Source organism: Microbacterium oxydans (genome assembly GCF_006540085.1).
GTDB classification, from domain to species: Bacteria; Actinomycetota; Actinomycetes; order Actinomycetales; family Microbacteriaceae; genus Microbacterium; species Microbacterium oxydans.
Genome location: NZ_BJOG01000001.1, coordinates 76,414 through 103,026 on the forward strand (window position 1 = coordinate 76,414; position 26,613 = coordinate 103,026).

Sequence of the window (26,613 nt, forward strand, 5' to 3'; positions counted from 1 at the left end):
TCATCCTCCTTGCGGCGTCATCACCGCGGTCAGGCGTCCGGCTGATTGCCGGGCCGCATCATCCGATCGATCCCCAGTCCCCCAGTGCCGTCTCCGAGCGGGTCGCTCAGAAGTAGTCGCCCGCCGTGAAGTGACGGATGCCGTCCAGCCGGGCCGTGCGTCGCAGCGGACGGATCATGCCGGTGCGGTCGTCCTGCCGCACGGCCTGCGGTGCGAAGGCGCGGAGCGCGGACTCCTCTTCGGGCAGCGCAGGGACGGCGAGGTCACACGACGACACCCCGGCGAGCGCCCAGTCCGCGGCAACAGCGGAGAGCAGGTCGCCGCGCACACGCTCGGAATCCGGAAGCACAGCACTCTCCAGCAGGACGCCGACGCCCCCTCGATGCTCGGCGATCACGTAGCCGAGCACGGTCGAACCCTCGACGCGGCGATACAGCGTCGCACCCCGCATCCGCACCTCCGCCATCGCCGCGTCGCGGTCGCTGCGCACCGGCGCGAGGACCACCCGCCCGGCACGCGAGCGCTCGTAGACGTCACGCAGCGAACGGAGGCTCCCGAGTCCGACCGTCTCGCGCTCGACGCGCCCCTCGACGCTTTCCTCGTGCTTGCGGGGCATGGGGGCACTCCAGGGACCGGTCAGGGTCCGTGCCATGGCGAACGTCTCGAAGCCGCTGGAGCGATACACCTCCGGGGTACCCGTGAAGAGCAGCGCCCACTCGGCATCGCCCGCGGTCTCCAGCGTCGCGGCCACGAGACGGCGCGCGAGCCCCTGCCCTCTGGCACGCCCGGCGACCGCGACACTGCCGATCGCGTGCACGTGCGCCACACCGCCGTCGTCCTCCCGCAGCCGCTTGGGCAGACCGTAGATGGATCCGCAGACCCCTCGATCGTCCTCGGCCACGAGGGTGTGCGCCAGCCGATCATCATCGATCAGCCACTGGTCGGGCGCCAGCGGCGGTGTGAACACGGTCGCCCACAGCGCCGTCAGGGCGGGCTGGTCCTCTGCGCAGGCGGCGCGGATCCTCTGGGCGCTCATGCCTGACCTCTCGCGATGTCGGCGGCGTGGATCGTGTTCGCCACGACCGCCCGCGCGCCGGTCCAGGGAGCGACTGTCGCACCGTGTGCGGCCGCGTCGAGCAGCGCCCGGATCAGGCCGTGGAACCCGAGCTCCGTGTTCGCGTCGTCGACGTCGAGCGCGAGCGCGCGGATCCCGTCGGCGGTCACGACCTCCAGCGTGTAGGCGTCCGGCCCGGGAGTCCCGGTGACGAGCACCTGCACCGGCACGTCACGCTGCGCACCGGGAACCCGCAGCAGGCCGTCGATGCCTGCCGCATCCTCCGACACCGTGCTCGATCCCCGCCGAACACGCGTCCACCCGGATCCCGACACCAGGGTCGCCCCCGGCAGCAGCACGTCGACCATCTCCCAGGCATGCACGCCGACCGTCACCGCGGTACCCCCACCCTGCTGCGGATCGTCCTGCCAGGAGCGGGCGGGCACCCGGAAGCCCGCGTTGTCGTGCTGGGCGTGCACACGGAGCGCGAGCACGTCGTCGAGCGTCTGCAGGAAGGGCGCGACCTCCGCGGCAAGGGCGGAGAGCGCGGGGGCGAAGCGCAGCACCGAGCTGGTGCCCACCGCGACGGACGATGCCGCGAGAGCACGGTCGACCTCGGCGAGCTGAGCCTCCGTCGCCGCGATCACCTTGTTCGCGAACACCGGAGCGACCCCGCCGCCGAGAGACTGCAGGAAAGGCGCGACCTCATGCGGGCGCGGCGTCGCGATGACGAGGTCCGGTCGCAGCACCGCCAGCTCCTCGAGCGAGACCACCACCACCCCACCGAACCGCGCCGCGAACTCTCCTGCGGCAGCGGTGTCCGCATCGTGCACGCCGACCACCTCGGCCCCGAGCGCTCGCACGTTGGCGGCGTCGGTGTACGGGTGCGAATGCGCGAGTCCGGCGAAGGCCACACGCAGCGGCGTGCCGCTCATGCCATCGAAGACAGCTGGTCGCGGGTGATGGTGTGCGCGAGGGGACGCCCCGCGGCGAAGGCCTCGACCTCGTCGACGACGATCCGTCCCTGACGCAGCCGCCCCTGGTGCGTGCCCGCCGCGCGATGCGGGGTGACCAGCACCCCGGGCAGCGTCCGGAACGGGCTGTCCGCGGCGAACGGCTCCTCGTCGAACACGTCGATCGCCGCGCTGAGCCGCCCGCGTCGGAGCTCGTCGAGCAGCGCGGTCTCGTCGACCAGCCAGGAGCGCGCGGTGTTGACCAGCCCCGCGCCGTCGCGCATCGACGCCAGCTCGCGGCGACCGATCATGTGGTGGGTCTCCGGCAGCGTCGGGGCGTGCACGGCGACGATCTGCGCGCGGCGCAGGGCATCGTCGAGCGGCACGAGCTCTGCGCCGAGAGCAGCAGCCTCCGAAGCGGCGAGCGTCGGGTCGACCAGCAGCGGTTCGGCCCCGAGCGCGCGGATGAGTTCGAGGTAGGCCCGCCCGGTACGCGAAGCCCCGATGACCGCGATGGGCGTGCCGAGGATCTCGCGCTGCACCCCGACCGCCGCCGCGTCGTACCAACCGTCGCCGGCGCGCAGGGCGTTGTGCATCTCGGGCACGCGGTGCAGCAGCGCGAGCGTGAAGGTGAGCGACACCTCGGCCACCGGTCGCGCCATCCCCGCGCCGGCCTGCGTCACCACGACACCGCGGTCGAACAGCTCATCGGTCGCGAAGGGCTTGATCGTGGCCCCCGTGTGCGCGATCAGTTCGAGCTTCGGCAGCGCCGAGAGCACTGCGGCGTCGAAGGGCCCGACACCCCAGCTCGTGATCACGATGCGTGCATCGTCGAGTTCGGCCTCGGCGAGACGATCGACGCGCACGAGAGAACCACCGAGACGAGCGGCGACCGCGCCCAGACGCTCGGCATCCGCCGACGAGAAGAACTCCGCGAAGAGTTCTTCCGAGACGACCGCGACCACGGCCGGTGCGCTCGCCGCGGCGTTCATCGCAGCCAGTCCTCGAGGTTCTCGGCGATGAAGGCGTCGTCGTTCAGGGCCGGGTATGCCCGACGCACGCGGGCGATCTCCTCGGCCTGCCCCGGCGAGAGCCCCTCGGCGGGGTCGAGGCACCAGATCCCCTCGAGCAGCCCCTGCTGACGCAGCATCTCGTGCACGCCCGCGATCACGCCGTGGAAGTCGTTGCCCGGATCGAACACCGCCTGATTCACGTCGACCATGTCGGAGGCGACGAGCCCGAGCTCGCGATAGGCCTCGGCGTCGCCGGCCATGGCCCGCTGCGCACGGTCGAGCAGCGCGACCGCCGCCCGCGTGCCGACCGCCCACTGGCCCAGAAGCCCGCCGACGAACCGCAGGGTGCGGGGTCCGTCGGGCGAGTCCACGTGGAACTCGGAGAGCAGATCCGCCACGATGGCGTCGTCGTTGCCGGTGTAGAGCGCGATCTCGTCGGCACGGCCGGAGGCAGCCACCCCGCGCACGAGCTCGAGCGTGCGGTAGCGATCGAACGGGGCGGCCTTGACCGCCACCACCGAGGGGATCGCGGCGAACTCGCACCAGAAGTCGCGGTCGAGCACCGGGCCGCCGATCGCGGTCTGCAGGTAGAAGCCGACCAGCGGCAGCACCTCGCCGACAGCGCGGGCGCGCTCGAGCAGTGCGCGCTCGTCGGCCCCGGCGACGCGCGGGCTCACCAGCACGGCGTCGTAGCCGAGCGATCGCGCCAGCTCCGCCTCGGCCACCGCCTGGGCGGTGTCGCCGGCCACCCCGGCGATGCGGACGAGGGTCGCATCGTCTCGGGCGTCCATCTCCTCCGCGGCCAGCTCGAGCACGGGCTCGAAGAGCGCGTGCTCCGGGTCGCGGATCTCGAACTGCGTCGTGTGCACGCCGACCGCGAGACCACCGGCTCCCGCATCGAGGTAGTAGCGCGAGAGCGCCCGCTGACGCTGCTCGTCGAGGGCGCGATCAGCCGTGAGCGCCAGCGGGTGCGCGGGGATCACCGCACCGCGGGCGAGGGTCGCCGCGGCCTCGGGGCGCAGCGACGGCACGGTCGCGGTGCGTTCGGCAGAACCGGCCATCAGAACTTCCCGTCCCGCACGGCCCACTTGGTCGGCTTGGCGATCATCGGCAGGCCCTTCTCGATCCAGTCGGCCTGCATCCCGATCAGCGTCTCGGCGGACACGGCCGGGTAGCCGAACAGGGCCATGCACCGGCGCGCGTCGCTGAGCAGCGCGGTCGACTGGGGGTCGTCCACGATCTCGACCTCGCGGTCGAACAGCGTGCCGAAACGGCGGGCGATCGACTCGACGCTCAGCAGCTCCGGGCCGGTGAGGTTGATCGTGAACGGCGCGGTCGACGCGTGCACGAGGCTGCGCAGCACGACCTCGTTCGCGTAGCCCTGCCAGATCACGTTGACGTTCGCGGTGGCCACCGAGACCGGCTGCCCGGCGTGCACGGCACTGCCGATGTCGGCGAGCACCCCGTAACGCAGGTCGACCGCGTAGTTCAGGCGGATGATCGCGACCTTGGTGCCGCGCTCCTGCGCTCCGAACTCGAACACGCGCTCACGGCCGAGGCACGACTGTGCGTACTCGCCGATCGGTGCGGGCTGCACCTCTTCGGATGCTCCGCCGGACGACGCCGGCAGGAACGGGTAGACGTTGCCGGTGGAGAGCACCGAGATCGCGCTGTCGCGATAGCGGCGGGCGACGCGGTCGGGCAGGGCGGCGTTGACCTCCCATGCCCAGGAGGCGTTGGTCGCTGCACCGAACTTCGCACCGACCATGAACACCACGTTGGGGGCGTCCGGCAGGGAGGAGAAGTCATCGTTCTCGATCAGGTCGAACGAGACGACCTTCACTCCCGCGGTCTCCAGGCGCTCGCGGATCGCGGCATCGCCGAAGCGGGAGACCGCGTAGACCGCGTCGCCCTTCCGTCCGGCGGCATCCATCCCGCGGCGAGCGAGCATGGCCAGAGTCGGGCCCATCTTGCCGCCCGCCCCCAGGATCACGAGGTCGCCCGCCCCGCGCGCGAGGTCGGCGATCAGGCCGGCACTCGGTGTCGCGAGCGCCTCCTCGAGCTCCGCCTCGGATGAGAAAGTGTGCTGAGTCATGTGGTGCTTTCCCTTCTTCTCAGCCCTTGATGCCCGTACCGGCCACGCCCTCCTGCACGTACCGCTGAGCGATGAGGTACGCGAGGAAGATGGGCAGCAGCGCCACGACCGAACCGGCGAGCATGGTGCTCAGCGGAACGTTCTGCTGCTGCAGCGACGAGATGCCGACGGTGAGTGTGAACATCGCGTTGGACTTCGCGATGATGAGCGGCCACAGGAAGTCGTTCCAGTGCCACAGGAAGACGAAGATGCCGAGCGTCGCGAGGATCGGCTTGCACAGCGGCAGCACGATCCGCAGGAAGATGCGGAACTCGCCGGCGCCGTCGATGCGGGCGGCCTCGAACAGCTCGTCCGGGAGCCCCGAGATGAACTGCCGCATCAGGAACACGGCCTGCGCGTTGGCGAGCGAGGGCAGGATGAGGCCCCAGTAGGTGTCGACACCGCCGAGGTTCGCCATCAGGATGAACGTCGGGATGAGGGTCACGTGGAACGGCACCATCACCATGGCGAGGAACGACCAGAACATCACCTCCTTGCCGCGGAACCGCTTCTTGGCGAAGGCGTAGCCGGCGAGCGCCGACAGGAACAGCACCGCGACGACCGAGACAAGGGAGTAGATGAGGGTGTTGCCGAGCCATCCGAGGATGTTCTGCCCCGCGAGCACCTGCTCGTAGGCGTCGAACGAGATGTCCTGGAAGGGCAGCAGCGAACCGGGGAGCTCGACCACCATGCCGGGCTTCAGGCTCAGCACGACCATGGCGTAGAACGGGAAGAAGCTGAGGATCCCCGCCAGGCTCAGCCAGATCCATCGTCCGACGATCCCCCACCCCGTCGGCTGGAGCGCACGATACGCCCGGCGCTGCTTCGACGACGTCTTGGCCGGCTTCGGGGTCGTGGACGTCTCGGTCGGCGTCGGCGGCTGCATCAGAGCGGTCATTTCTGCTTTCCGATCACCAGGCGCTGGATGAGCGCGACGACGAGGGTCATGATGAACAAGGCCACGCCGATCGCGGCCGCGTAGCCGTAGTCGAAGTAGCGGAAGCCCTGGTCGTAGAGCATGTAAACGAGCGAGTAGCTGGCGTTCGCCGGCCCGCCCTGAGTCATCACGTAGATGACGTCGAACACCTGGAAGGCGGCGGTCGTCTCGATCACCGCGAGGAAGAAGAAGGTCGGCCGCAGCACCGGAAGGATCACGTAGCGGAAGCGCTGCCAGGCGTTCGCGCCGTCCATCAGAGCGGCTTCCTCGAGCTCGCGCGGCACGTCCTGCAGCGCGGCGATGAGGATCATCATCCCGTAGCCGAACCGCGACCAGACGCCGACGACGACGATGGCGGGGATCACGAGCACGGTGCTGCCGAGCCAGGAGCCGCCGAGCCCCAGCGGAGTCATCAGCGCGGACCACGGCCCGTTGGCGGAGAAGATCCAGACGAAGATCGACCCGGCGAGCACGAGCGAGGTGATGACGGGGAGGAAGAAGATCGAGCGGAAGAAGCGCGCGCCCCGGAAGGCCCGACGCACGCCGAGGGCCATGACGGTCGAGAGCACGAGCGCGATCGGCACGGCGAACACCGTATAGATCAGTGTCGTACCCATGGCCCGCCAGAACAGCGGGTCGGCGATCATGCGCTGGAAGTGGTCGAGACCCCGCCAGGAGATCTCGCCGGTGATGTCGTAGTCGAAGAAGCTCAGTGCCACACCGGCGATGCTGGGGCCGAAGCGGAAGGCGATGAACAGGAGGAAGGCGGGGAGCACGAACAGGAACGCGATCCGCGCCTCGCGTCGTGCGATCAGCCTCGTCACCCGCCCTGCGGGCTTCTTCGCCGTGGTTGCCGTGGTCATCAGTGCTACCTCACGTGGGGAGAGGGACAGGGTGCGGGGGCATGCGGAGTTCGGGTTCCGCATGCCCCCGGTCGACTACTTTCTCGATCGACTACTTCTTGATCAGAGGAGCCGCAGCCGTCGCGGCATCCTTCAGTGCGTCCTCGGGAGACTTGTCGCCGAGGAGGGCGGCCTGGATCTCGGGGGCGAGCACACCCATCAGCGCGCGGGACGAGGCGTTGAGCTCACCCACGGTGGTGTCCGGGACATACTTCTCCACCTCGCCGAGCAGCGGGTCATCCGCGTACAGAGGCTCGGTGGTGCTGAGCGCCGAGAAGTAGCCGGCTGCCTTGAGGTAGGGCTCGACGACGTCCGCACCGGTGGCGTACTCGACGAACTTTGCCGCCGCGTCCTGCGCCTTGGAGCCCTTGAGCACCGAGAGCGAGCCGACTGTGCCGTAGGCCACGGACTCCTTCTCGGTCAGCGGCGCCAGCACCTTGACGTTCTCCTCGCCCCAGAACGGCACGACCTCGTTGACCGCGTTGTTCCAGGTGCAGGCGACCTTGCCCTGAGCGACCGCGGTCTGCTCCAGCGGCACGTTCGTGGTGAGCGCCTCGGGGTCGAGCGCACCAGCCTCTGCCAGGTCGGTGAGGAAGGTGAGCGCCTGCACGCCCTCCTTGCTGTCGAAGCCGACGTCGCCGTCCTTGGTGTAGACCTCGCCACCGGCCTGCCACAGCAGCGGGTAGTACGTGAGGTTCAGGGTGTTCTCGGCCGATGCCGGGTAGTTCAGGGCGTACATGCCCTTCTCCGTGAACTTCGGCGCCATCGCGGTGATGTCGTCCCAGGTCTCGGGGTACTCCGTGACACCGGCGGCCTCGAAGGCGGCGGTGTTGCAGATGAGGGGCTGGGCGCTGGTGAGGATGGGCGCGCCGAGGATGTCGCCGTCGAGCGTGACCGACTTCTTCACGTTCGGCAGCAGGTCGTCCTGTCGCTCCTGGCTCAGCAGATCGTTGAGCGGAGCGATCGACTTCTGGTACGCCGCGAGCTGGTCGGGGATCAGGTAGACGACGTCGGGCCCCTTGCCTGCGGCGATCGCCGTCTGCAGCGCCTCGTCGCGGTTGGCCCACGGGAAGATCTCGTACTTCACGTTGACGTTCTCGTTCTGCTTCTCGAAGTCGGCGATGGTCGAGTCCCAGAAGTCCTTGTGCACCGCCTCGTCGGCGATGACCGGGTAGAGCCAGACCGTGATGTCCTGCTCACCCTCTGCGGTGTTGCCTCCGCCGGCCGAACATCCGGCCAACAGGGTGGCGGCCGCGAATCCCGCGACGACGCCGGTGATCTTGCTGACGCGCATGGTGCTCCTTTGCTTATACCGTGCTGAGTACGGTTCATTATGACACTGCAATGGGATAATTCGTCAAGTACAAGTTCTCAGGCCCGTGTTTCAGCGGTGTTTCCGGTTCGAGAACAACAAAGCTTGATCTGAGAATTCGGTGTGCTAATTTGATCGCACCCGACGTTGATCGCAACGAAGCCGGAGAAGAGGGGGCAGCACATGGCCGTGACAGGTCCGCTTTCGATCGTTGCTCGATCCGCACTGCAGCTGCGTGATTCCGGCCCCGCCACCGTCAACGATCTGTCTCGTTCCCTCGAGATCTCGCGCACCTCCGTCGAGAATGCCGTGACTGCCCTGACCGACTCCGGTCTGATCGTCGACGCCCCCGCGCAGAACGCCGGCGGCGCGGGTCGGCCGGCCCGCCGCTACTCGTTCCACGCCGCCGCCGGAACCGTCGTCGGCGTCGACATCGGCGTCGCGAGCGTGCGGGTCGTGCTGGCCGACCTGGCCGGACACGTGATCGCGCAGCGCAGCTTCCCCGGCGTGGCCGAGCGGCCCGATGGCGCGTCCAAGCTGGCTGCCGTGATCGAGGACGTGCGGGGTACGCTCTCCGCGGTCTCGATCCCGGGATCGAAGGTCCGCGCGGTCGGCGTCTCGCTTCCCGGCATCGTCGACGACACGGGGCGCGTCACCACCTCGGTCGTCATCCCCGAGTGGTCGGGCATCGACATCGGCTCCCAGCTGCGCCAGGCGTTCGGCTGCCCCGTCGCGGTGGACAACGGCGTTCGTCTCGCGGCCGTCGCCGAGCATCACCTCGGCGTCGCGCAGCTCGTCGACGACGTCATCTACCTGTCGGTCGGCAATCGCATCGCGATGGGACTGATCCTCGGCGGACGCCCGCGCCGCGGAATCCACAACGCTGCGGGCGACATCGGCCGCCTCGCCTTCCGGGGACTGAACACCGAGACGGGCCAGATCACGTGGCGCACCGCCCCGACCGCTGCCGAGGTCTTCGCGAAGGCGCGCGGCGGTGACGCGGCCGCACAGCAGGAGCTCGACGGATTCATCGGCGAGCTCGCCCATGGCATCGCGACCCTGATCATGACGGTCGACCCGGCCATGATCGTGATCGGCGGTGGACTCTCGGCCGCCCATGAGCAGCTGCTCGACCCCCTGCGCGCGGCACTGCCCGGCCACCTCGGCCTGCCGTTCCAGGTGCCGATCGCGGAAGCGCGCCTGGGCGCCGAAGCCGCCGCCCACGGAGCGGTCGTGCACGCGTTCCAGCGGCTCGCCGCCGAGATCTACGGCATCGAGGACATGCCGGCTCCGCCGATCACCCCCCTGCGGGTCGCACCTTCGGTAGCCGCTGACCCGACCGACGAGACAACCGAGGAGAAGAAGTGAGCACGTTGAAGGTCGGACTCATCGGCGCGGGCGGGATCTCCCGCGTGCACGCCGACGCCTGGCGGGCGCTCGGGGTGGAAGGCTACGTCACCTCGCTCGTCGGAGCAGAGGAGATCGCCGCGGAGTACGGGTTCGAGCTCGTCGACGATGTCGACACCCTCATCGGCCTGGTCGACATCGTCGACATCGTGACCCCGAGCAGCACGCATGCCGACTTCGCTCTGCGCGCCATCGCCCGCGGGCTCGACGTGATCTGCGAGAAGCCGCTCGCGGAGACGGCTGAGATCGCAGCGACCGTCGCCCGCGCCGCCGAGGAAGCGGGCGTGCGCTTGTTCCCCGCCCATGTCGTTCGGTACATGGGCGAGTACGCCCAGATCAAGGCGGGCATCGACGCCGGTCGGATCGGCACGCTCGCCGTGCAGCGGTTCAGTCGGGCAGGCTCCGCCCCGCAGACCCCGTGGTTCTTCTCGGAGCGCGCGGGCGGCGGTGTCATCCGCGACCTGATGATCCACGACATCGACCAGGCGGTCTGGTTCGCCGGACCCGTCGAGTCGGTCTACGCGGTGCAGAACCCGCCGACCGTCGACGACCGCGTGCCCGCACCGGTCACTGCACACGTCGTGCTCACGCACCGCAGCGGCGTCATCAGTCACATCCACGGCAGCTGGGTCGCGCCGGGTATGCCGTTCCGCACGAGCGTCGAGGTCGCGGGGTCGGAGGGTCGCCTGCGCTACGACAGCGCCGAGGACAACGCGCTGCGCACCGACGCCGTGCTTCCCGAAGCCGACACCGACTACCTACCGCCGATGTCGCCGCAGGAGAGCCCGTACTTCGCCGAGATCGCCGACTTCGTGGCCGCCCTGCGCGAGGGGCGCGACGCCAGGGTCAGCCCGGCGGACGGAATCGAGGCCGTCGCCGTCGCCGAGGGCGCGTACGCCTCGATCGCCTCCGGCGCCCCGGTCGCTCTGACCGTCACCACTCTCACATCATCTGCACGCACGGCCGAGGAGGCCACTCGATGACCGCCACCACCCCGCTGCGGATCGCCGTCCTCTCGTTCGCGCACACGCACGCTCTGAGCTACGTCCACGCGCTCAACGCGATGCCCGGCGTCGAGCTGATCGCCGCCGACCCCGACGGTGCCACGGCACCCGACGACGCACCCCGAGGAGCGACACTGGCGGCGGAGCTCGGTGTCGCCTACGTCGAGACCTACGACGAGGCCTTCGCCTGGAAACCCGATGCGGTCGTGATCGCCGCGGAGAACTCCCGACACCGCGCCCTCGTCGAGCGCGCGGCCGCCGCCGGGGTGCACGTGCTGTGCGAGAAGCCCCTGGCCACGACGGTCGAGGATGCGATCGCGATGCGCGAGGCGTGCGAGCGTGCCGGCGTGATCCTGATGGTCGCCTATCCGGTGCGGTTCGCCCCGAGCGTGCGCGACGCGATCGCCGAGCTGCGCAGCGGACGCCTCGGCACGGTGCTGGGCGTCACCGGGATCAACAACGGCAAGCTGCCGCAGGACCGGGCCTGGTTCACGGATCCGGAGCTGGCGGGAGGCGGCGCACTCGTCGACCATGTCGTGCACTGCGCCGACCTGCTCGACGAGCTGCTCGGCGAGCGTGCCCAGTCCGTCCGCGCCGTGTCGAACGGGATCCTGCATGCGGAGCGCGACCTCGAGGTCGAGACCGGCGGCCTGGTGACGATCCAGTACCCGAGTGGGGTCATCGCCACGATCGACTGCTCCTGGAGCTGGCCGATGAGCTCGGCCACCTGGGGTGGACTCACCCTGCAGGTGATCGCCGAGCGCGGCACCGTGACCGTCAGTCCCTTCGCCAAGGGCGTCGCCGGGCACGATGCGCACGGCGAGACATGGAACCCTGTGGGCGCCGACCTCGACGCGCTCCTGCTCGACGAGTTCGTGCACGCCGTGCGCCAGGGACGCCAGCCGCAGCCCGACGCCGGCGTGGGCATCCGTACCGTCGAGATCGCCAAGGCCGCCCAGGCTTCGGCAGCTCGCGGCGGCGAGGTCGTCACGCTCGTCTGATCCACCGAAGCTCCGACCATCGTCCATCGACCCTGGACAAAGGTCGCTATACGGTGTTGACTGAACCGGGCCGCACGCCCGATCACCCGACTGCGGTCGGGGCGCCGCGAGTCGGCAGATCAGGATCCGCCTTCGACCCGAACGAAGGCGGATCCTGATAGCCGGCGGGTCGAGGCAGCCCCAGCGGGGCCGGCGCTCAGCATCGAGGAGTATGCTGACCCCTTGGGTCGTTCGGCCCGACGAGTCCCGAAAGGTGGTGATGGCGATGTCCGGTGATAGTTACGACGCCGCCTTCGCTGCGTCGAGACTCCCTGCGCTAGCGCGTTGACCCTCTGGTCCGCTTTCGCACGTCCTTCCCCGCAGCCGTCGGCGGCGTCATCCGCCCCCTGACGAACCGCGCCCGGAGCTCTCCGCTGCCGTGCGCCTGCGAGAACGGAGCCGATCATGGCCCTCATCGACAACGGCGTGTACGTCCACGGACGTCGCGTGGAGACCCCCAAGAACCTGGACGAGACCTACCGGATGCTGGACGCCGCCGGAGGCATCGCGTGGATCGGCCTGTACCGACCCAGCCCGGAGGAAGTGGCGTCCGTCGCTCGCGAGTTCGACCTGCATCCGCTGGCCGTCGAGGACGCCCTGTCCGGCCACCAGCGGTCGAAGGTGGAGCGCTACGGCGACACCCTGTTCGCCGTCCTCCGCCCCGCCCGGTACCGCGACAAGGAGGAGTCGATCGAGTTCGGCGAGCTGCACCTGTTCGTGGGCCCCGATTTCGTGGTGACGATCCGGCACGCCGAATCCCCGAACCTCGCCGCCGTGCGCGCCCGCATGGAGGCGAACCCCGAGCTGCTCGCGATGGGACCGGAGGCCGTGCTCTACGCGATCCTCGACGAGGTCGTCGACGGGTACGAGCCGATCGTGGCAGGGCTGCTGAACGACATCGACGAGATCGAGGACCAGCTCTTCGGCGACGGCGACGACGACAGCGCGCTCTCCCGCCGCATCTACGAGCTGTCCCGCGAGGTGATCAACTTCCAGCGGGCGGTGCATCCGCTGAACGGCATGCTGGAGTGGCTGCGTCGGGGCTCTGCGAAGTACCGCATCGACGAGGAGCTGCAGCGCTCCCTACGCGATGTGCTCGACCACACGATCCGTGTCAACGAGAAGATCGACTCGTTCCGGGCGATCCTGGAGAACGCGCTGACCGTGCACTCCGCACTGGTCGCCCGGCGTCAGACCGAGGCCGGGTTGGCGCAGAACGACGAGATCAAGAAGATCTCCTCCTGGGCGGCGATCATCTTCGCCCCGACGCTGGTCGGCACCGTGTACGGGATGAACTTCGACGTGATGCCCGAGCTGCACTGGGCCTTCGGCTACCCGATGGCCATCGGCGCGATGCTCGCCTTCGCGGTCGGCCTGTTCGGGGTGTTCAAGTACAAGAAGTGGCTCTGACACGGGCATCGCTCATCGTTGGCGGCGGGTGCGGGCGAGGTCCGACGACCGACCGTAAGAACTTCACCCGTTCGTCGTCTTGCTCGTGCCACGCTTGCTCGGCGCGTCGACAGGATGGGGATCCGTCACGCAGGCGGACGGTGAAGCCACCCGGCTCACCATCTGGTCCGCAATCAAGCACGCGGCTGCGGCGGGGATCTTCCCGGACCCGTCGCAGCCGCACTCTCCACGGGGAGGGGGCGAAGCCGATCGCACAGGGATATGCGGATAGCGGACTGGTCTTTCCCCGTGCACGCGCTACTTCACGACGATCACCGGGAACGACAGGTCACCGGCGCCGGCACTCACCGGGATCTGCAGCTGAACCTTCTGCGCCGAATCGAGCGTGAGCTTCCAACGCAGGCCCCTGTCGGTGCGCTCGACCTCGCCTGTCGGGGGCACCGGGACCTCGAAGCCGTCGTACTCGGCGAGGTCGATGTCCACCACGGCCTCCCCTCTCGACGCACCTGCGTTCGTGAGGTCCAGGAGGATCAGGCTGTCCTCAGCGCCCACCTGCGGGGCGATCTGCACCGAGTACGACATCGCCGACGCTGTATGGACGGAGAACTTCGTTGGGGCTGTCACGGCCGACATGTCCGATCCGACGAACGTGCGCGCGGTCAGCTCATAGTCCCCTTGCGGAAGTGATGCAGTGGTCGACCACCGACCGTCCATGCCTACCTGCACGAACCGGACGAACGGCGTGAGCTCGCCGACGAAGACGTGCACACGCACCAGAGAGCCGGGGACTCCCGTGCCCGTGATGTTCGTGCTCTTGGCGTAGACCGTCGATCCGGCGACGGGAGTGACCACAGTCGGAGCCGCTGGGGATTCGCGGATGATGACCGGGGCGGATGCGCTTCCGCCCGTGAGGGTGGCCTCCCCCAGGGGTGCGTCCGCGGGAACGTCGAAGACGGTGGCGAAGCGACCGGCACCGTCGGTACGCACCTGCTCGACAGCGTCGCCGATCTTCAGGTCGACGGTGATGTTCGCCGGGTATCCGCTGCCGTTGACGCGGAACGGCTGCCCGGTGAGGGCGACCTTCGAGTAGACGCCGACCGCCGGAATCGAGCTTGCTCCGGCGTCGACGAGTCCTGCCCCGACCCGGTCCGCGCTGAGCCCAGCGAGCGGATCCGCCGTGTCCGTGATGCGCTGGGTCAACTGGTCCGGCGTGAGACCTGGAGTCTCCGAGACGATGCGGGCGGCGACCCCGGCCACGTGCGGGGACGCCATCGAGGTCCCAGGAAACAGTGCGTAGACGGTGCCGTCCTCCTGGCGTGGCACAGCCGACCAGAGGACACCGGGCGCGGTCACCGTGACCTTGCCCGCACCGTAGTTCGAGAATCCCGCACGCACGATCGCGCCCGTCGCCTCGTCCTGATCCGCGGCAGCGACGGCGATGACACCCGGCAGCGCGCCAGGTGCCTGAAGACAGGAGGAGTTCACCGGCCGAGGCTCGAGCGTCCCGTCGTTCGGACTCATCTCATCCGTGCTCATGGTGGCGAGGTCCTGACCCTCATTACCGACCGCGGCGACGTTCAGCACGCCCTGGTCGTGGGAGTAGGCGTACGCGCGACGGAGCGCTTCGAGAGCCGCACCCTGTGAGTCGACATCAGCGCACCAGAGGTACCAGGGGTCGACGTAGTAGCTGTGGTTCACGATCGGGATGTCGTGGTCAGCAGCCCACATGGTCGCGCAGATGCTGGCCTCCGGGTAGATGTGGCCGTCGTCGTTGACGACCTTGATCGAGGCGACGCGCGCGTCAGGGGCGACGCCGACTATGCCGGTGCCGTTCGCCGCTCCCGCCACGCTGCCGGCCACGTGCGTGCCGTGCGCGCTCGCGCCGTCGGTTCCCGGCTGCCACGCCTCGGGTCTCGTGTCCGGTACGCCGTTGACGGTGCAGCCGACGGACAACGCCGGGTCGATCTGGCCGGCGAGGTCCGGATGTCCGGTATCGGTGCCGCTGTCGGCGATGCCTACCACCACTCCCTTCCCCGACGGTGACGTCGCCCCGATGGCGACGGTGTTCCACGCGGTGCCCTCGGCCGGCATCGTCGTCGGCTCCGTCGTGTCGCCGGCGATCGGTGGCCCGGGTGCGGTCGGCGTGTCCGGATCGGTCGATGTTCGGGTCGGGCCAACGGACTGGACCCAGGCGAGACTCTCGAGCTGAGTGGGGAAGTCGCCGTCGGGTGCGCGGGCGACCGTCACCCCGATCTCGGGATAGGTGATCAACAGCTCCCCGCCGGCTCCTTCGATGGCCGACCGCAGCACATCCGCGCTCGGCGCTTCTGGTCTCGTGTTCACCACCCAATTCAGTGCGGACTGCTCCGCTGCTGCGGCGACGGGCACGGTGGCCGTCAGCGGGACGCTCATCGCGAGCGCCGCGCCGACGGCGAGGACTGCACAGCTTCTGCGGACGATCATGCGGCTGGTCATTCAGGTCTGCCTTTCCGCAACGCTCGACGGAGCACCGCCGAGTCGAGGACTCTCCTGCGTACAGGAGTGAAAGGTCGAGGCACGATTACGCGATCCGGTGGCGATCGGCGCGTTCCACCTGCGGGCGGTGAGTCCTACTCCCGGCGGAACATCCCGATCAATGCGGGTAGAGCGACCATGCCCACCAGCCAGAACGCCGCACCCCAGATCACACCATCGGCGATGAACGGCAACCACTCGTAGTCGGTCGGGTAGGCGATGCCCGTTCGACCGGTCAGGCGCAGAACCACCTCTGCCGGATAGGAGGCGAAAGGGTTGGACGAATGGTCCTGCGAGACCCACGGAAGAGGGAAGCCGAAGGGGACGGATGTGAGGTCGGCGTCGGACCTCACGGGGATCCGCTGGACCGTGGTCACCCACCAGGCGACGGCGAACCCCGCAACGATCGCGCCCAGCACGGACAGCACCACGCGTGCTGCTCCCCCGACACGATACGGAGAAGACGCAGCAGAACGAGGATCCGCGGTCATCAGCAGGAGGTCGGCACTCAGCAGATCAGCTGTCGGAGCGGCTGATCTCGTCGAGCAGGTCGTCGAGGGTGTCGAAGTCGATCGTCTCCGAGCCGTCGAGGTCGCGCACCTCGACGCCGTCGACCTCGAAGTCCTCGTCGAGTTGCACGAGGATGCGCGACTCGGGGAACTGCTTCGGCGCGAGGAAGGCGAGAAGCACCGCGTCGGCGAACACGACGACCGAGGTGGCCTCGAGATCATCGCGCAGGTCGATCTGTTCCGCGACGGGCTCGTCGTCGACGGCATCCTCGATGTCGGCGACGATCTCGTCGATCACCGAGCGCCACCGAGACTCCCCGACCGAGAGGGTGCGGGCGACTGCCGCGACCAGCGCCTCATGATCCACGTCATCGCTCTGGACGTCCTCCAGCTCCGGATCGACGTTCACGTTGACGGTCGTACCGGCGGCGTCGATGATCGCGCGCCCGTACACCAGCCCGTTCTCGGCGATCGGATCCTCGAGCAGTCCGCTCTCGACGATGCGGGCCAGGAGGGTGTCGAGTGCAGGCGAAGTCATGCCTCCAGTCTTTCGCATCTCGCTCGTGCGGGGGCTGCGAGCCGTGAGTTCGCCGGAACGGGCGTCCCCCGCATCACACCTCGACGGCGACCGAGCCCCCGACGACGACGTGCGCTTCCGCATTACGTCGCGTCTTCGCCCAGCCGTTCTTCCGGCGCATGATGCGCAGGAAGGCCCGCGCGATGCAGATGTACATGTAATAGACGTAGAGCCAGACACCCAGCCCCCACATCAGGGCCGTGAACCAGCTGGCCTGCGGCTCGCAGCGCACCTTGTAGACGAAGCCCCAGACAGCAAAGGGGGCGATCGAGAACACCGAGAGAAGTCCGACGAGGCCCAGGACGCTGCCGAGCGCGAGCTGCACCTGAGCGGGATCCTGGATCAACAGCGACACCTGCGCACCCACCAGGATCGTGAACGACAGCGCGCCGAGCATCTGCAGGAACGGGAGGACGAGGTAGTAGCTGGTCTCGATCACACCCGCGCTGTCGACATGAGGAGACTTCACCACTTCGCCGATGTACTTCACGCACTGGATGTTGCCCTGCGCCCAGCGCGTGCGCTGTGTGAGGAGGCGGCGGATGGACGGGAGCGCCTCCTGGTTCACATGGGTGTCGTAGACGTGCTTGACCTGGAAACCGGCGAGCACGACGTGCACGCCCAACTCGTAATCCTCCAGGAGAGCTCCGTGCCATGGTTCGCCGAACTTCTCGCCGATCGCGTCGAGAACCGACAGCCGCGTGAACTGTCCGTTCCCACCGAGCCCCACGGTTCCCGTCTTCGCGCGCAGCGACTGCATCGCTGCGATGGTCGTGCGGAATTCGAGGTCCTGCATGCGCAGCAGGAAACGGGCGAAGGTGTTCGCGAACCGGCCCCTGTTCGGGTAGGGCTTCGTGTCGTCGCGGTTCTTCATCCACACCGCGATCTGCGCCGCACCGACCGCGGGATCGCCGAAGGTGTCCTCCGCCGAGCAGATCTCCAGGGCGTTGGGCTCCATCTCGCCGTCGGCATCGATCACGACGACGACGATCCGTTCATGGTCGGCGTCTTCGGGCAGCCAGCTCAGCAGCTGGTGGTAGGCCGCATTGAGGGCGTCGCCTTTGCCGGTGCGGGCTTGCGGACGGCGGCGCTGCACCAGGTGCACGTGCGAGTCCTCTGCGGCCCACCGCGAGACGATCGCCGAGGTGGCGTCTTCGCTGTCGTCGTCGATCACCCAGGTGTGCGCACCGGGGAAGTCCCGACGGGCGCGCGAGATGGTGGTGTCGATGACCGCCTCCTCGTCGCGGCACGGGATGAAGAAGTGCCATTCGAAGTCGGCGGGGTCCCCCGGGACCGCCTTCGGGTACCGGAGGTACGGAACGAGGATGAAGACGACGTAGGTGACGAAGGCGACGCCGAGAAGAATCGTGAAGGCGTTGAGTATGGAGAGCATGGAACGGCCTTTCAGGTTCGCGTCAGAGCGCGCCGTTTCGGTGGTAGCGAGGCCCCTCGGTCTCTTCCGGCACGACGCGGCGACGGCGACGCGGCCGCACGCCGACGATGAGCAACAGGGCGGCGAGCCCGAGCGCATAGCCGATGATGCCGACGACGGAACCGACGAAGACATGGCTGATCTCATAACCGGGGTCGAGACCCCAGGTCTGCGTCGACCATCCGATGATCACGAGCCGGAGGAGGTTGACGACGAAGATGATGGCCCACATCGCCAGGATCCCGAGCACACTGCGACTCCATGGCACTCGCGTGCTGGCGAGGATGACCGCGCCGACGACCGTCAGGGGAACGCCGATCAGCAGCGTGGTGCACTCGACGGTGACGCGAAGGGCGATGAGCTCATGCTCGGGCGTCCGCACGAAGTAGTGCTCGACGATGGGAAGACGCTGACCCTCGACGAAGGGGGAGAGAGCCCAGGTCGCAGCAGCGGCTTCGAAAGAGCGGAACGCCTCGTTGACCCAGACGAGGGCCAGCACCGCGAGGATCAACAGCAACGCCGCGAGGATTCGAGCGGCGCGGTCCCCCTTCGGCCCCCCGAGCGCGAACCGCACAGGAGGTCGGAGTTCTCTTCGCGGGTCTTCGACGATCGTGCTGCTGGCCATGACTACCTCTCACTGCGGGTGGTGCAAAACGGGGCGAGGAGAGGACCGCCCTGGAAGGACGGCCCTCTCCTGTTCGCCGGGGCGCGCCTTAGCGGGCGCTCCCGTAATAGGTGACACCGGGGAAGGCGACGCCGTCTCCGTTGCCGTTCCAGACACCGGTGAAGGTGATCACGACGGTCTGGCCGGACGCCAGCGGACCCTTCCAGTCGATGGTGTTGCCACTGACCACGACGGTGCCGCTGTTGGCCGTGACGCTGGACGGGTTCCAGGTGGAATCATCCAGCACGCCGGCGAGGGCGTACTCGATCTCCGCATTCGCCGAGTCGACGTTGCCGTTGTTGCCGAACTCCATCCGGTACGTGACCGCCTGACCCGGCTGCGGGTCGGTCGGGTTCGAGTTGAACGTGTACTGGAAGAACTCGCGCTTGACGGTGTCGGTGTCGGTTGCGCAGACGTTCGCTGCGTTCGACGCGACGGCGCACGCCTGGTTGGACAATGCACCCGGCGCTGCCGACTGGTTGACCTTGGCGTTCACCTTGAGCGTGACCGACTGCCCTGCGGCGAGGTCGCCGAGGTCGGCGGTCACGTTGCGCCCGGAAGCCGTGACCGTGATGCCGGCAGGACCGCTGCCCGACACGAAGTCGAGACCGGCCGGGAGCGGATCGCTGACCACGACGCTCTTGGCAGCACCGTCACCGGTGTTCCGCACCACGATGTCGTACGTCAGGTTCTGACCCAGCTTGACGTCACCCTGCTGGTCGTCCTTGGTGATCGTCAAGACGGGCTTGGTCTGCTTGTCGATGGTCGTGTCGTCCCAGTCGCACGCCTGGTTGGACGAGGTCGCGACGGCACAGGCGTTGTTGCGCAGGTTGCCGAGCGGAGTCGACGTCCCGACCGTCGCCTTCACCGTCAGAGTCGACGAGGCTCCGGGAGCGAGCGACGGGATCGTGCCGCGCACCTGCTGTCCGGAGACCGTGACCTGACCCGAGGTACCCGCCGTGTAGGACGCGGTGATACCGGTCAGACCGGCGGGCAGATCGTCGCTGATGGCGACGTTCGTCGCCGCCGCATCGCCGGAGTTCTTGACGACGATGTCGTAGGAGAGCTGGTCGCCGATGACAGCCGCGTCGCGGTGGTCGTTCTTGTCGACGGTCAGCACGGGCTTGGTGGGCTTGTCCACATCGATGTCGATGCTGTGCAGGTCGCTCGGCACCTTGGTCCACGTGGGGATCAGGCCGAGGAAGGCACCCTTCGACCGCATCGTGACCTGGAACACGACCCTGGAGACCGTGCCATTGACCCGCACGGTTCCGCTCTTCGACGCGAAGTTGGTGGACGTGATGGTGTTCGAGGTGACGTCGAGGTCTCCGGACGTCGAGCTCAGTGTCACGCCGGAGGTCGTCAGCGTGTACTTGGCGGAGCTGTTCACGACACCGCCGAGGGCGTAGACGTCGCCACCGAGCTTGTCGAGCTTGATCTTCGGGTTCGTCACCTGCTGACCGAAGTCGACCACGACGTTGCCGCGGACGCACTCGATGCCGTTCTTGCAGGGAAAGTCCTCGTGGAAACCGATCACGTTCAGCCCCAGCTCACCGCCGTCGCGGACGGTGGCGAGGTTGACGACATCACCGGAGCTCTTCACCTGGATCTTGTCGGTGGTGGTGATCTTGGCAGTGGCGCCGGCCGCGGATGCGGTGCGGGTGTCGCCCGAACCGGTCCAGCCGTTGACGTCTGCGGCCGTGGCAGCCGGGGCCGCCGCGAGGGCGCCCACCGCCAAAGCGGCGAGCAACCCCCCGGCCAGCGCACCCCGGAGGATGGATTTCTTTTTCACTGTGGTTTCTTCCTCTTGAGTGAGCCGAGCGCGGTCAGTCGGTGGCCGTGGAACGACGGCGCAGAGCGAGCGCGCCGAGCGCGCCGACCCCGATCACACCGGCGCTGGCGAGTCCGACACCGGCATCGATCACCGGCACCGGAGGGCGCTGCGCGAACTGGTGCGCATAGTTGTAGGTGAAACGGACGTCGTCCGTGAACACTCCGCCGGTGTAGACGACTTTGGCGCTGTTGGTGATCGTCGGCCCCCAGTAGTCGTCGGCCACCGTGAACGACGCCATCGGCTGCACGATCCGCGTGCCACCGTCATGCGCCACGTTGAAGGTCCACACGACGTTGGAACCGACCAGCGCACCGCCCTCGGTCGCCGAGGCGAACGTGGTGTTCGCCGGCACCGGAAGGATCACCTTGTAGACGCCGTCGATCTGCTCGTCGTTGACGAGCTGCACGACGGCACCTTCCTTGATCTCCGACCCGGGAGTCACCCCGGTGGCAGCCGTCTGTGTGGCACGACCGAGGTAGCCGCGGACCAGCTGGGGAGAGCTGACCCTTTCCGTTCCGCTGGTGCTGGTGGTCGTCGTCGACGAATCCGGCGTGACCGGCTGGTCGTCGGCCATGGCCACCTGCCCACCGAGCACTGTGCCTCCCACGATCAGCAGGCCGATGCCGGCGGTGCAGGCAGTCTTGAGGATGCTCTTCATCTCGAGCCCCTTCCTTCCATTTGAGTGACGCGCAGAGTGCATCGCCGCCGATAGGACCGCGGATCGAACGTTCGATTACGCCCGCACGGGAAACGCCTCAACGGCATGCCCGGCGTCGATCCCGCCCGACGGGGGCGGCCCTGCGCAGCACGCGCCGACGGATGGTGAGCAACGCTCCAGCTCCCATGGCTGCCGCACCCACGATGACCCAGGTGAGCACCGAATCCGGACCGGTCATCGCGAGGAGGCCGACGGCGGCGAGAGGCGTGGTGAGATCGCTGCTGTACATCAGGACTCCTCTGCGGCGAGGCGGACGACGGAATGGATGTGCGTGGCGATGCGTGCCGTGGCCTTGCCATCACCGAACGGCGACGGCAGGGCGCTCAGCTTCTCCAGGGTCCCCTCGACATCGGCGAGCACAGCCGCCGCCTCGCTCGCGAGCGTCTGAGGTCTGACGAGCTTCGTGAACGATCCCAGCGCCTCAGGGCGTTCCGTCGAATCGCGCACGACGAGCACCGGTCGCCCGAGCACCGTGGCCTCCTCCTGGATGCCGCCGGAGTCGGATACCAGCACTGCCGCGTGTGCGGCGAGGGCGAGGAAGCGCTCATAGCTGTACGGCTCCTCGGCGATCAGGGCGTCGAGGAGATGCTCCGCGTCCAGTGAGGTGAGCATCGCCCGCGTTCGAGGATGCACGGGGAAGACGACGGGCCACCCGGAAGCGGCGATCTCGTTGAACGCGTGCAGGGTCGAGATGAGGTTGGCCGGGGTGTCCACGTTCTCCTGACGATGCAGGGTCGCGAGCACGTAGCGGTCGGGGTGGACCCCGAGCCTGACGAGTTCGTCGACGTCCGCGGCGACGTCGGAACGCTGCATGCGAACCGCCTCGACCACGGGGTTGCCGGTGACGAGGATGCGCTCGTCCTCGATTCCCTCCTCGAGGAGATTGGCCCGGTTGGTCTCGGTCGCGGCGAAGAGGTCATCGGAGATGTGGTCGACCATCACCCTGTTGTGCTCCTCCGGCATGCGACGATCCCGCGCCCGGAGGCCGGCCTCCACGTGCCCCAGTCGCACTCCCGCCGCGTTCGCGGCGAGCGCGGCGGCGAAGGTCGCGTTCGTGTCGCCCTGGACGACGACGTATTTCGGGTCGAGCTGGGTGATCGCCTGTGCGATCTGCTCGGCTGCTCGGCCGATCTGCGCAGCGCGTGGGAGTCCGCCGACATGCAGCTGGAGATCGACGCGCTTGATACCGCACGCCTGCAGGAAGACACGGGACATGCCGGGGTCGTAGTGCTGGCCGGTGTGGACGATGTAGGCGGCGTCGCCGAGGCTTCGCACCAGAGGGGCGAGCTTCACGATCTCAGGACGGGTGCCGAACACGACCATCACCGAGGATTTCGGAAGCTCAGCGGACGAAAGGAAGGAAGAGGATGTCATTTCTGGGTACTCCGATCAGCCCCCGGGGATTTCCCGGGGACGACGTGTGTGAGGGGATCTAGCGGTTGGACCTGCGGCGCACACCGACGACGATGAGGAACGCCCCACCGGCGAGGAGGATGATCGCAGGGACGGCCAGCGCGAAGGTCGCACCGGTCTGGGCAAGAGCGGCCGGAGCCGGAGTGACCGTGGTGACGGCGCACGACCACGAGGGGTCATCCGCACACGCATGCACTGCGGTCAGCGGAGGCAGTGCCGGCAGCTCGGACAGGTCGGCATTCTCAGGAACAGGCATGCCCGCCTGCCTCGCCGCGCTGCGGAGGGATTCGTTCATGACCTCGTCGTAGGCGACCGTGGCGCGGTTGACGATCTTCCCGTTCTGGGTTGCCGGAACCTGAGCCCGGAGGCTCATCGTCGCCGACTGGCCAGGAAGGATCTCCTCCACCATCCACCCGACGCGGTCCTTGACGGCGACGCCGCCCGTCGAGGCGGAGATGAACCGCGTCCCCTCCGGGAGGTCGTCGACGACCGGGATCTGCGTCGCGGTGCCAGGACCGGTGTTCACGACCGTGATCGTGTAGTCGAGGATCGCGCCGGACTGCGCGGCGGCCTGCGCCACCGTCTTGCTGATCTCCAGAGAAGCGAGCGCGGGGACCGCCGTCACCGCACATGCCTGCGCGACGTCGTCGACGCAGGGCGTGAGGATCGTCGGATCGGGCGTGCCCGCCGGGACTCCCGCCGGGTTCTGCACCGTGGCCCTGTTCACCAGCTGCACCTCGTCGAGTCCGCCCGGGGTGGTCCCGACGACGTGCAGCTCGACCTGGCCTCCTGCCGGCACCTCGGCCACCGTCCAGCGGACGGTGTCGTCCTCGATCACACCGCCCTGGTCGGCGGAGACCTCTGTCAGCACGGCCGGAAGCTGATCGACCACCGGCACATCCTTGGCGGGGGCGACGCCCGAATTCGCGACCACGACCGTGTAGGTGAGGGCTTCACCGTGGCCGGCGACCTGCTTGTCGACGACTTTCGAGAGCGAGAGCGCCGGCAGCGCGGCCACGACGGTGGTGGCACATGCCGCGGATGGATCGTCGGTGCACGGGGTGGTGCTCGTCGGAGCCGGGGTGCCCGCAGGCGAGTCGACGGGGTTCTCCACCCCGGCGCGGTTCACGAGGGTGGCGCCCGCACTGGAGGGATCGACGGTTCCCGTGACATGCAGCCGGCTCTCGCCGCCCGCCGCGATCCTGTCGATCGTCCATGCGATCGTGGAGCCCTCGATCGTGCCGCCCTGGTCGGCCGACACGGTGGTGAGGCCACTCGGAAGCACGTCCGTGACGGGAACCTGGCGAGCCTCGGCATCACCGGTGTTCTTGACGGTCACGGTGTACTCGAGCTGCTCACCCGGCACCGCAGCACCCTTGTCCACGATCTTGGACACGGACAGCGCAGCGTACGTCGGCTCAGGGGTAGGAGTCGGGGTCGGCGTGGGAGTCGCGGTCGCGGTGACACCGAAGGCGTACCCGTCGGTGAATCCGGACTGAGTGCCACCGAGTGCGAAGCGCGCGACGTCGAACACGATCTCGGTGATCTGCTTTCCCGTCACCGTGAAGCTTCCGCACCCACCGGGCTTGCTCGCCGCAGTGCACTTGATCGCGGCGTCTCCCCGGTAGTAGCCGTCCCCTCCATCGGTGAATGTCGCTCCGCGAGAGACGGCGGCACTCGATGCGCCGCCGTCAGCGGAGGAGAAACGGATGCCATCGGCGGCCGCAAACCCGCCATCGAGTGGGTTCGCGGATGCAGTTCCGGCACCGAACTCGGCGATGTGGATGGCCGGGTCGTCGACCGGTCGGTCGAAGCGGACGGTGATCTGACCTTCCCCACACCGCTTCGACGAGCCGCAGTCGTTCTTCGAGTGGATACCGACGACAGGAAGATCCTTCGTCGACACTCCCTCGGCGTACATCGCATCGGTTCCGCTCCACGCGCTGAGGGACTTGCCGTCATCGGCGAACACACGATCACCCCCACCGGAGATCGTGGCAGTCGCCACGGTGCCATCGGCGAGGGTGAAGGTCGCGGTCTTGGCGTCTTTGACGCTGGCGGATCCTGCGGCTGCGGCGGGGAGTGCCGTCGTCGCGACGGCGCCCAGTGCGAGCAGGAGTCCGAGCATGAGCGTGCCCGATCTTTTCCACATGCGGTTTGGTTCCAATCTGATTCCCGGTCGTCCGATCGCGCACTCGTCAGAGTGCCGGACAGATACTGGACGGTTGTGAAACACATCCATTACGCGTGCGCACGAAATCAATCGAGGATGGTCACCTGGGCCGAGGCGCTCCCGGAAACCCCGGCGATGTTCGACTGCACGAAGTCGAACGTGATCACGGTTCCGGCCGCCACCGGATAGGAACCGACATCGACGCTCGCCTGCCAGGTGCCGCTACTCAAGCAGGTGCCGACCGCGGCCGTGACCCCGAAAGCCGAGACGGTGACATCGGCACCGGCCTCGCAGCGGATGCTCGCCGAGACCACCTGCGTCCGTGAGACCTGGGAGGGGATGGACAGGATCACCGGAGGGCCGGGCGTCTGCGCCACGGGTGGAGCGGGCGCAGCAGGAGGCGGTTGCGGTGCCTGGGCGGGAGTAGAGGTCTCCGGGACGGGGACGGGGACATCTTGCGGGGGCGGGGGCGGGCTCGCTTCACTGGGGATGGCAGTCGGCAGCAGCGTCGGCAGCCGGTCCGACTCCACCACATCGAGTCTTTCGGCGGCTGCACTCGTCTCGACCGTCTCGACGTCGCTCGTCACCGTCGAGGTGATTCCCGCGGACAGCGTCACGACCGCGACGGCCGCCGTCATGAGGATGCTCGTCTTGGTCGCCACGAGCCCGACAGCAGGCAGAGTGATCGTCGCCGGCATGGACGACGCGCTGGCCGATACCCCGGACGTCGTGAGCGTCTGCCACAGCTGAAGACCCGTGCCGACGCCGATGCCGGCGGGGAACAGCACAGTGAGGATCCGCGAACTCGCCCGACGCGCCTCCTCAGCTTTTGCGCTGCAGTCGGCGCACATCGCGAGATGTGCTCGCACCCGGCGATCATCACGCGTGGTGAGACGTCGACGGGCATGGGCGCCCAGCTTGCTGAGCGTCCACCGACACTCCTTGGAGGCCGGCGGTCTCGACGTCAGGTGAGCCGAGATCCAGGCCTGACGGAGCCCCTCTCTGGCACGGAACGCAAGCACTGCCGCCGCGCGTTCGCTGATCTCCAAGCGCCTGCCGATCTCGAGCATCGACAGGTCCTCGACCTCGGCGAGCCACAGCACGTCCTGCCAGCGCGTGGGCAGCGTGAGGATCGCCTTCGAGACGAGCGCGGCATCGAAATCGGAATCCGCCGCCTGGTCCGTCGAGGCCGGATCCTCGACGGCTTCGATGTACTCGATGGGCACCTCGCGTCGGGAACGTCCCCAGCTGATCGCGAGATTGCGCATCGTGGCGAAGAGGTAGGGCTTGAAGGCGGTGGTCGGCCCCTTCCCCGTCTGGATGGCCTGGTAGATCCGCGTGAACGACTCCGCCACGAGGTCGTCGGAGTCGGCCGACCACCAGTAGGTACGAGCGACCGCCCTGGCGACCTGTGAGTAGCGCGCCCAGAGCTCAGCGTAAGCGCGTTGGTCGCCGGTACGCACACGAGCCAGGAGATCGGAGTCTCGATCCCCTGGCTGGGTGATGTCTTCGTCTCTGTTCATGGATTCTCCCTTTCCCCCAAGGGATCTCAGGACGGGATGGAGACGCCGTCCTTCACGAGTCATGCCCGAGTGGGCCGGGTGCACCGGCCC

General features: G+C 68.3%; 23 protein-coding genes. 4 read left to right on the forward strand and 19 right to left on the reverse strand.

The genetic code is table 11. The annotated features are described in order from the left end of the window. Positions 1–106: 106 nt before the first annotated feature. The 8 genes from MOX01_RS00385 to MOX01_RS00420 form a co-directional block, all read right to left on the reverse strand. Entirely contained in the window at positions 107–1,036 is a 930-nt protein-coding gene (locus tag MOX01_RS00385; protein WP_141368039.1) for a GNAT family N-acetyltransferase, read from the reverse strand. Continuing rightward, positions 1,033–1,989 carry a Gfo/Idh/MocA family oxidoreductase gene (locus tag MOX01_RS00390; RefSeq protein WP_141368040.1) on the reverse strand — a complete coding sequence of 319 codons (957 nt, stop codon included), beginning with the start codon at positions 1,987–1,989 and terminating at the stop codon, positions 1,033–1,035. The genes MOX01_RS00385 and MOX01_RS00390 overlap by 4 nt, the downstream gene beginning before the upstream one ends. Next, positions 1,986–2,999 carry a hydroxyacid dehydrogenase gene (locus tag MOX01_RS00395; protein ID WP_141368041.1) on the reverse strand — a complete coding sequence of 338 codons (1,014 nt, stop codon included), beginning with the start codon at positions 2,997–2,999 and terminating at the stop codon, positions 1,986–1,988. Before MOX01_RS00395 ends, MOX01_RS00390 begins: the two co-directional genes overlap by 4 nt. Then, a complete protein-coding gene (locus tag MOX01_RS00400) occupies positions 2,996–4,081 on the reverse strand; it encodes a dihydrodipicolinate synthase family protein (RefSeq protein WP_046748132.1) in 1,086 nt (361 codons plus the stop codon). Before MOX01_RS00400 ends, MOX01_RS00395 begins: the two co-directional genes overlap by 4 nt. Continuing rightward, the gene (locus MOX01_RS00405; RefSeq protein WP_127011534.1) at positions 4,081–5,115 is read right to left on the reverse strand and encodes an NAD-dependent epimerase/dehydratase family protein; all 1,035 of its coding nucleotides are present in this window, start codon (positions 5,113–5,115) and stop codon (positions 4,081–4,083) included. Before MOX01_RS00405 ends, MOX01_RS00400 begins: the two co-directional genes overlap by 1 nt. Before the next feature lie 19 nt (positions 5,116–5,134). Then, the gene (locus MOX01_RS00410) at positions 5,135–6,052 is read right to left on the reverse strand and encodes a carbohydrate ABC transporter permease (protein ID WP_058631077.1); all 918 of its coding nucleotides are present in this window, start codon (positions 6,050–6,052) and stop codon (positions 5,135–5,137) included. After that, on the reverse strand, positions 6,049–6,954 hold the full coding sequence (locus tag MOX01_RS00415) for a carbohydrate ABC transporter permease (protein WP_046748129.1): 906 nt from the start codon (positions 6,952–6,954) through the stop codon (positions 6,049–6,051). Before MOX01_RS00415 ends, MOX01_RS00410 begins: the two co-directional genes overlap by 4 nt. A gap of 91 nt (positions 6,955–7,045) precedes the next feature. Continuing rightward, positions 7,046–8,287: an ABC transporter substrate-binding protein gene (locus MOX01_RS00420; RefSeq protein WP_113680801.1), complete on the reverse strand. Its 1,242-nt coding sequence runs from the start codon at positions 8,285–8,287 to the stop codon at positions 7,046–7,048. 201 nt (positions 8,288–8,488) lie between these two features. On the opposite strand from MOX01_RS00420, the gene MOX01_RS00425 reads away from it, so the two are divergent. From MOX01_RS00425 to MOX01_RS00440, 4 genes are all read left to right on the forward strand, one after another. Next, a complete protein-coding gene (locus MOX01_RS00425) occupies positions 8,489–9,673 on the forward strand; it encodes an ROK family transcriptional regulator (protein ID WP_141368042.1) in 1,185 nt (394 codons plus the stop codon). Further along, the gene (locus MOX01_RS00430; protein WP_141368043.1) at positions 9,670–10,695 is read left to right on the forward strand and encodes a Gfo/Idh/MocA family protein; all 1,026 of its coding nucleotides are present in this window, start codon (positions 9,670–9,672) and stop codon (positions 10,693–10,695) included. The genes MOX01_RS00425 and MOX01_RS00430 overlap by 4 nt, the downstream gene beginning before the upstream one ends. Beyond that, positions 10,692–11,717 carry a Gfo/Idh/MocA family protein gene (locus tag MOX01_RS00435; protein ID WP_141368044.1) on the forward strand — a complete coding sequence of 342 codons (1,026 nt, stop codon included), beginning with the start codon at positions 10,692–10,694 and terminating at the stop codon, positions 11,715–11,717. The genes MOX01_RS00430 and MOX01_RS00435 overlap by 4 nt, the downstream gene beginning before the upstream one ends. Before the next feature lie 444 nt (positions 11,718–12,161). Beyond that, positions 12,162–13,166 (forward strand): magnesium and cobalt transport protein CorA, encoded by a 1,005-nt coding sequence (locus tag MOX01_RS00440; protein ID WP_045263009.1) that lies wholly within the window; start codon positions 12,162–12,164, stop codon positions 13,164–13,166. A 297-nt stretch (positions 13,167–13,463) separates the two neighbouring features. Here the strand turns inward: MOX01_RS00440 and MOX01_RS00445 are convergent, their stop codons facing one another. The 11 genes from MOX01_RS00445 to MOX01_RS00495 form a co-directional block, all read right to left on the reverse strand. Continuing rightward, positions 13,464–15,641 (reverse strand): S8 family peptidase, encoded by a 2,178-nt coding sequence (locus MOX01_RS00445; protein WP_141368045.1) that lies wholly within the window; start codon positions 15,639–15,641, stop codon positions 13,464–13,466. 134 nt (positions 15,642–15,775) lie between these two features. After that, complete coding sequence (locus tag MOX01_RS00450) at positions 15,776–16,111, reverse strand: hypothetical protein (protein WP_141368046.1); 336 nt, start codon at positions 16,109–16,111, stop codon at positions 15,776–15,778. A gap of 85 nt (positions 16,112–16,196) precedes the next feature. Next, positions 16,197–16,727 (reverse strand): hypothetical protein, encoded by a 531-nt coding sequence (locus MOX01_RS00455; protein WP_061016051.1) that lies wholly within the window; start codon positions 16,725–16,727, stop codon positions 16,197–16,199. Positions 16,728–16,800: 73 nt separating this feature from the next. Beyond that, positions 16,801–18,159 (reverse strand): XrtP-associated glycosyltransferase, encoded by a 1,359-nt coding sequence (locus tag MOX01_RS00460; protein WP_141368047.1) that lies wholly within the window; start codon positions 18,157–18,159, stop codon positions 16,801–16,803. Positions 18,160–18,181: 22 nt separating this feature from the next. Then, positions 18,182–18,823: an exosortase/archaeosortase family protein gene (locus tag MOX01_RS00465; protein ID WP_141368048.1), complete on the reverse strand. Its 642-nt coding sequence runs from the start codon at positions 18,821–18,823 to the stop codon at positions 18,182–18,184. Between the two features lie 88 nt (positions 18,824–18,911). Continuing rightward, positions 18,912–20,654: a DUF7927 domain-containing protein gene (locus tag MOX01_RS00470; protein ID WP_141368049.1), complete on the reverse strand. Its 1,743-nt coding sequence runs from the start codon at positions 20,652–20,654 to the stop codon at positions 18,912–18,914. A gap of 34 nt (positions 20,655–20,688) precedes the next feature. After that, the gene (locus tag MOX01_RS00475) at positions 20,689–21,354 is read right to left on the reverse strand and encodes a hypothetical protein (protein WP_061016043.1); all 666 of its coding nucleotides are present in this window, start codon (positions 21,352–21,354) and stop codon (positions 20,689–20,691) included. A gap of 97 nt (positions 21,355–21,451) precedes the next feature. Next, positions 21,452–21,643, reverse strand: coding sequence for an LPXTG cell wall anchor domain-containing protein (locus tag MOX01_RS00480; RefSeq protein ID WP_141368050.1), 192 nt, complete (start codon positions 21,641–21,643; stop codon positions 21,452–21,454). Further along, positions 21,643–22,788: a non-hydrolyzing UDP-N-acetylglucosamine 2-epimerase gene (gene wecB, locus MOX01_RS00485; RefSeq protein WP_141368051.1), complete on the reverse strand. Its 1,146-nt coding sequence runs from the start codon at positions 22,786–22,788 to the stop codon at positions 21,643–21,645. The genes MOX01_RS00480 and wecB overlap by 1 nt, the downstream gene beginning before the upstream one ends. A gap of 58 nt (positions 22,789–22,846) precedes the next feature. Continuing rightward, the gene (locus MOX01_RS00490; RefSeq protein ID WP_170224053.1) at positions 22,847–24,979 is read right to left on the reverse strand and encodes a DUF11 domain-containing protein; all 2,133 of its coding nucleotides are present in this window, start codon (positions 24,977–24,979) and stop codon (positions 22,847–22,849) included. A 107-nt stretch (positions 24,980–25,086) separates the two neighbouring features. Next, positions 25,087–26,523 (reverse strand): RNA polymerase sigma factor, encoded by a 1,437-nt coding sequence (locus tag MOX01_RS00495; protein WP_170224062.1) that lies wholly within the window; start codon positions 26,521–26,523, stop codon positions 25,087–25,089. Positions 26,524–26,613: the final 90 nt, after the last annotated feature.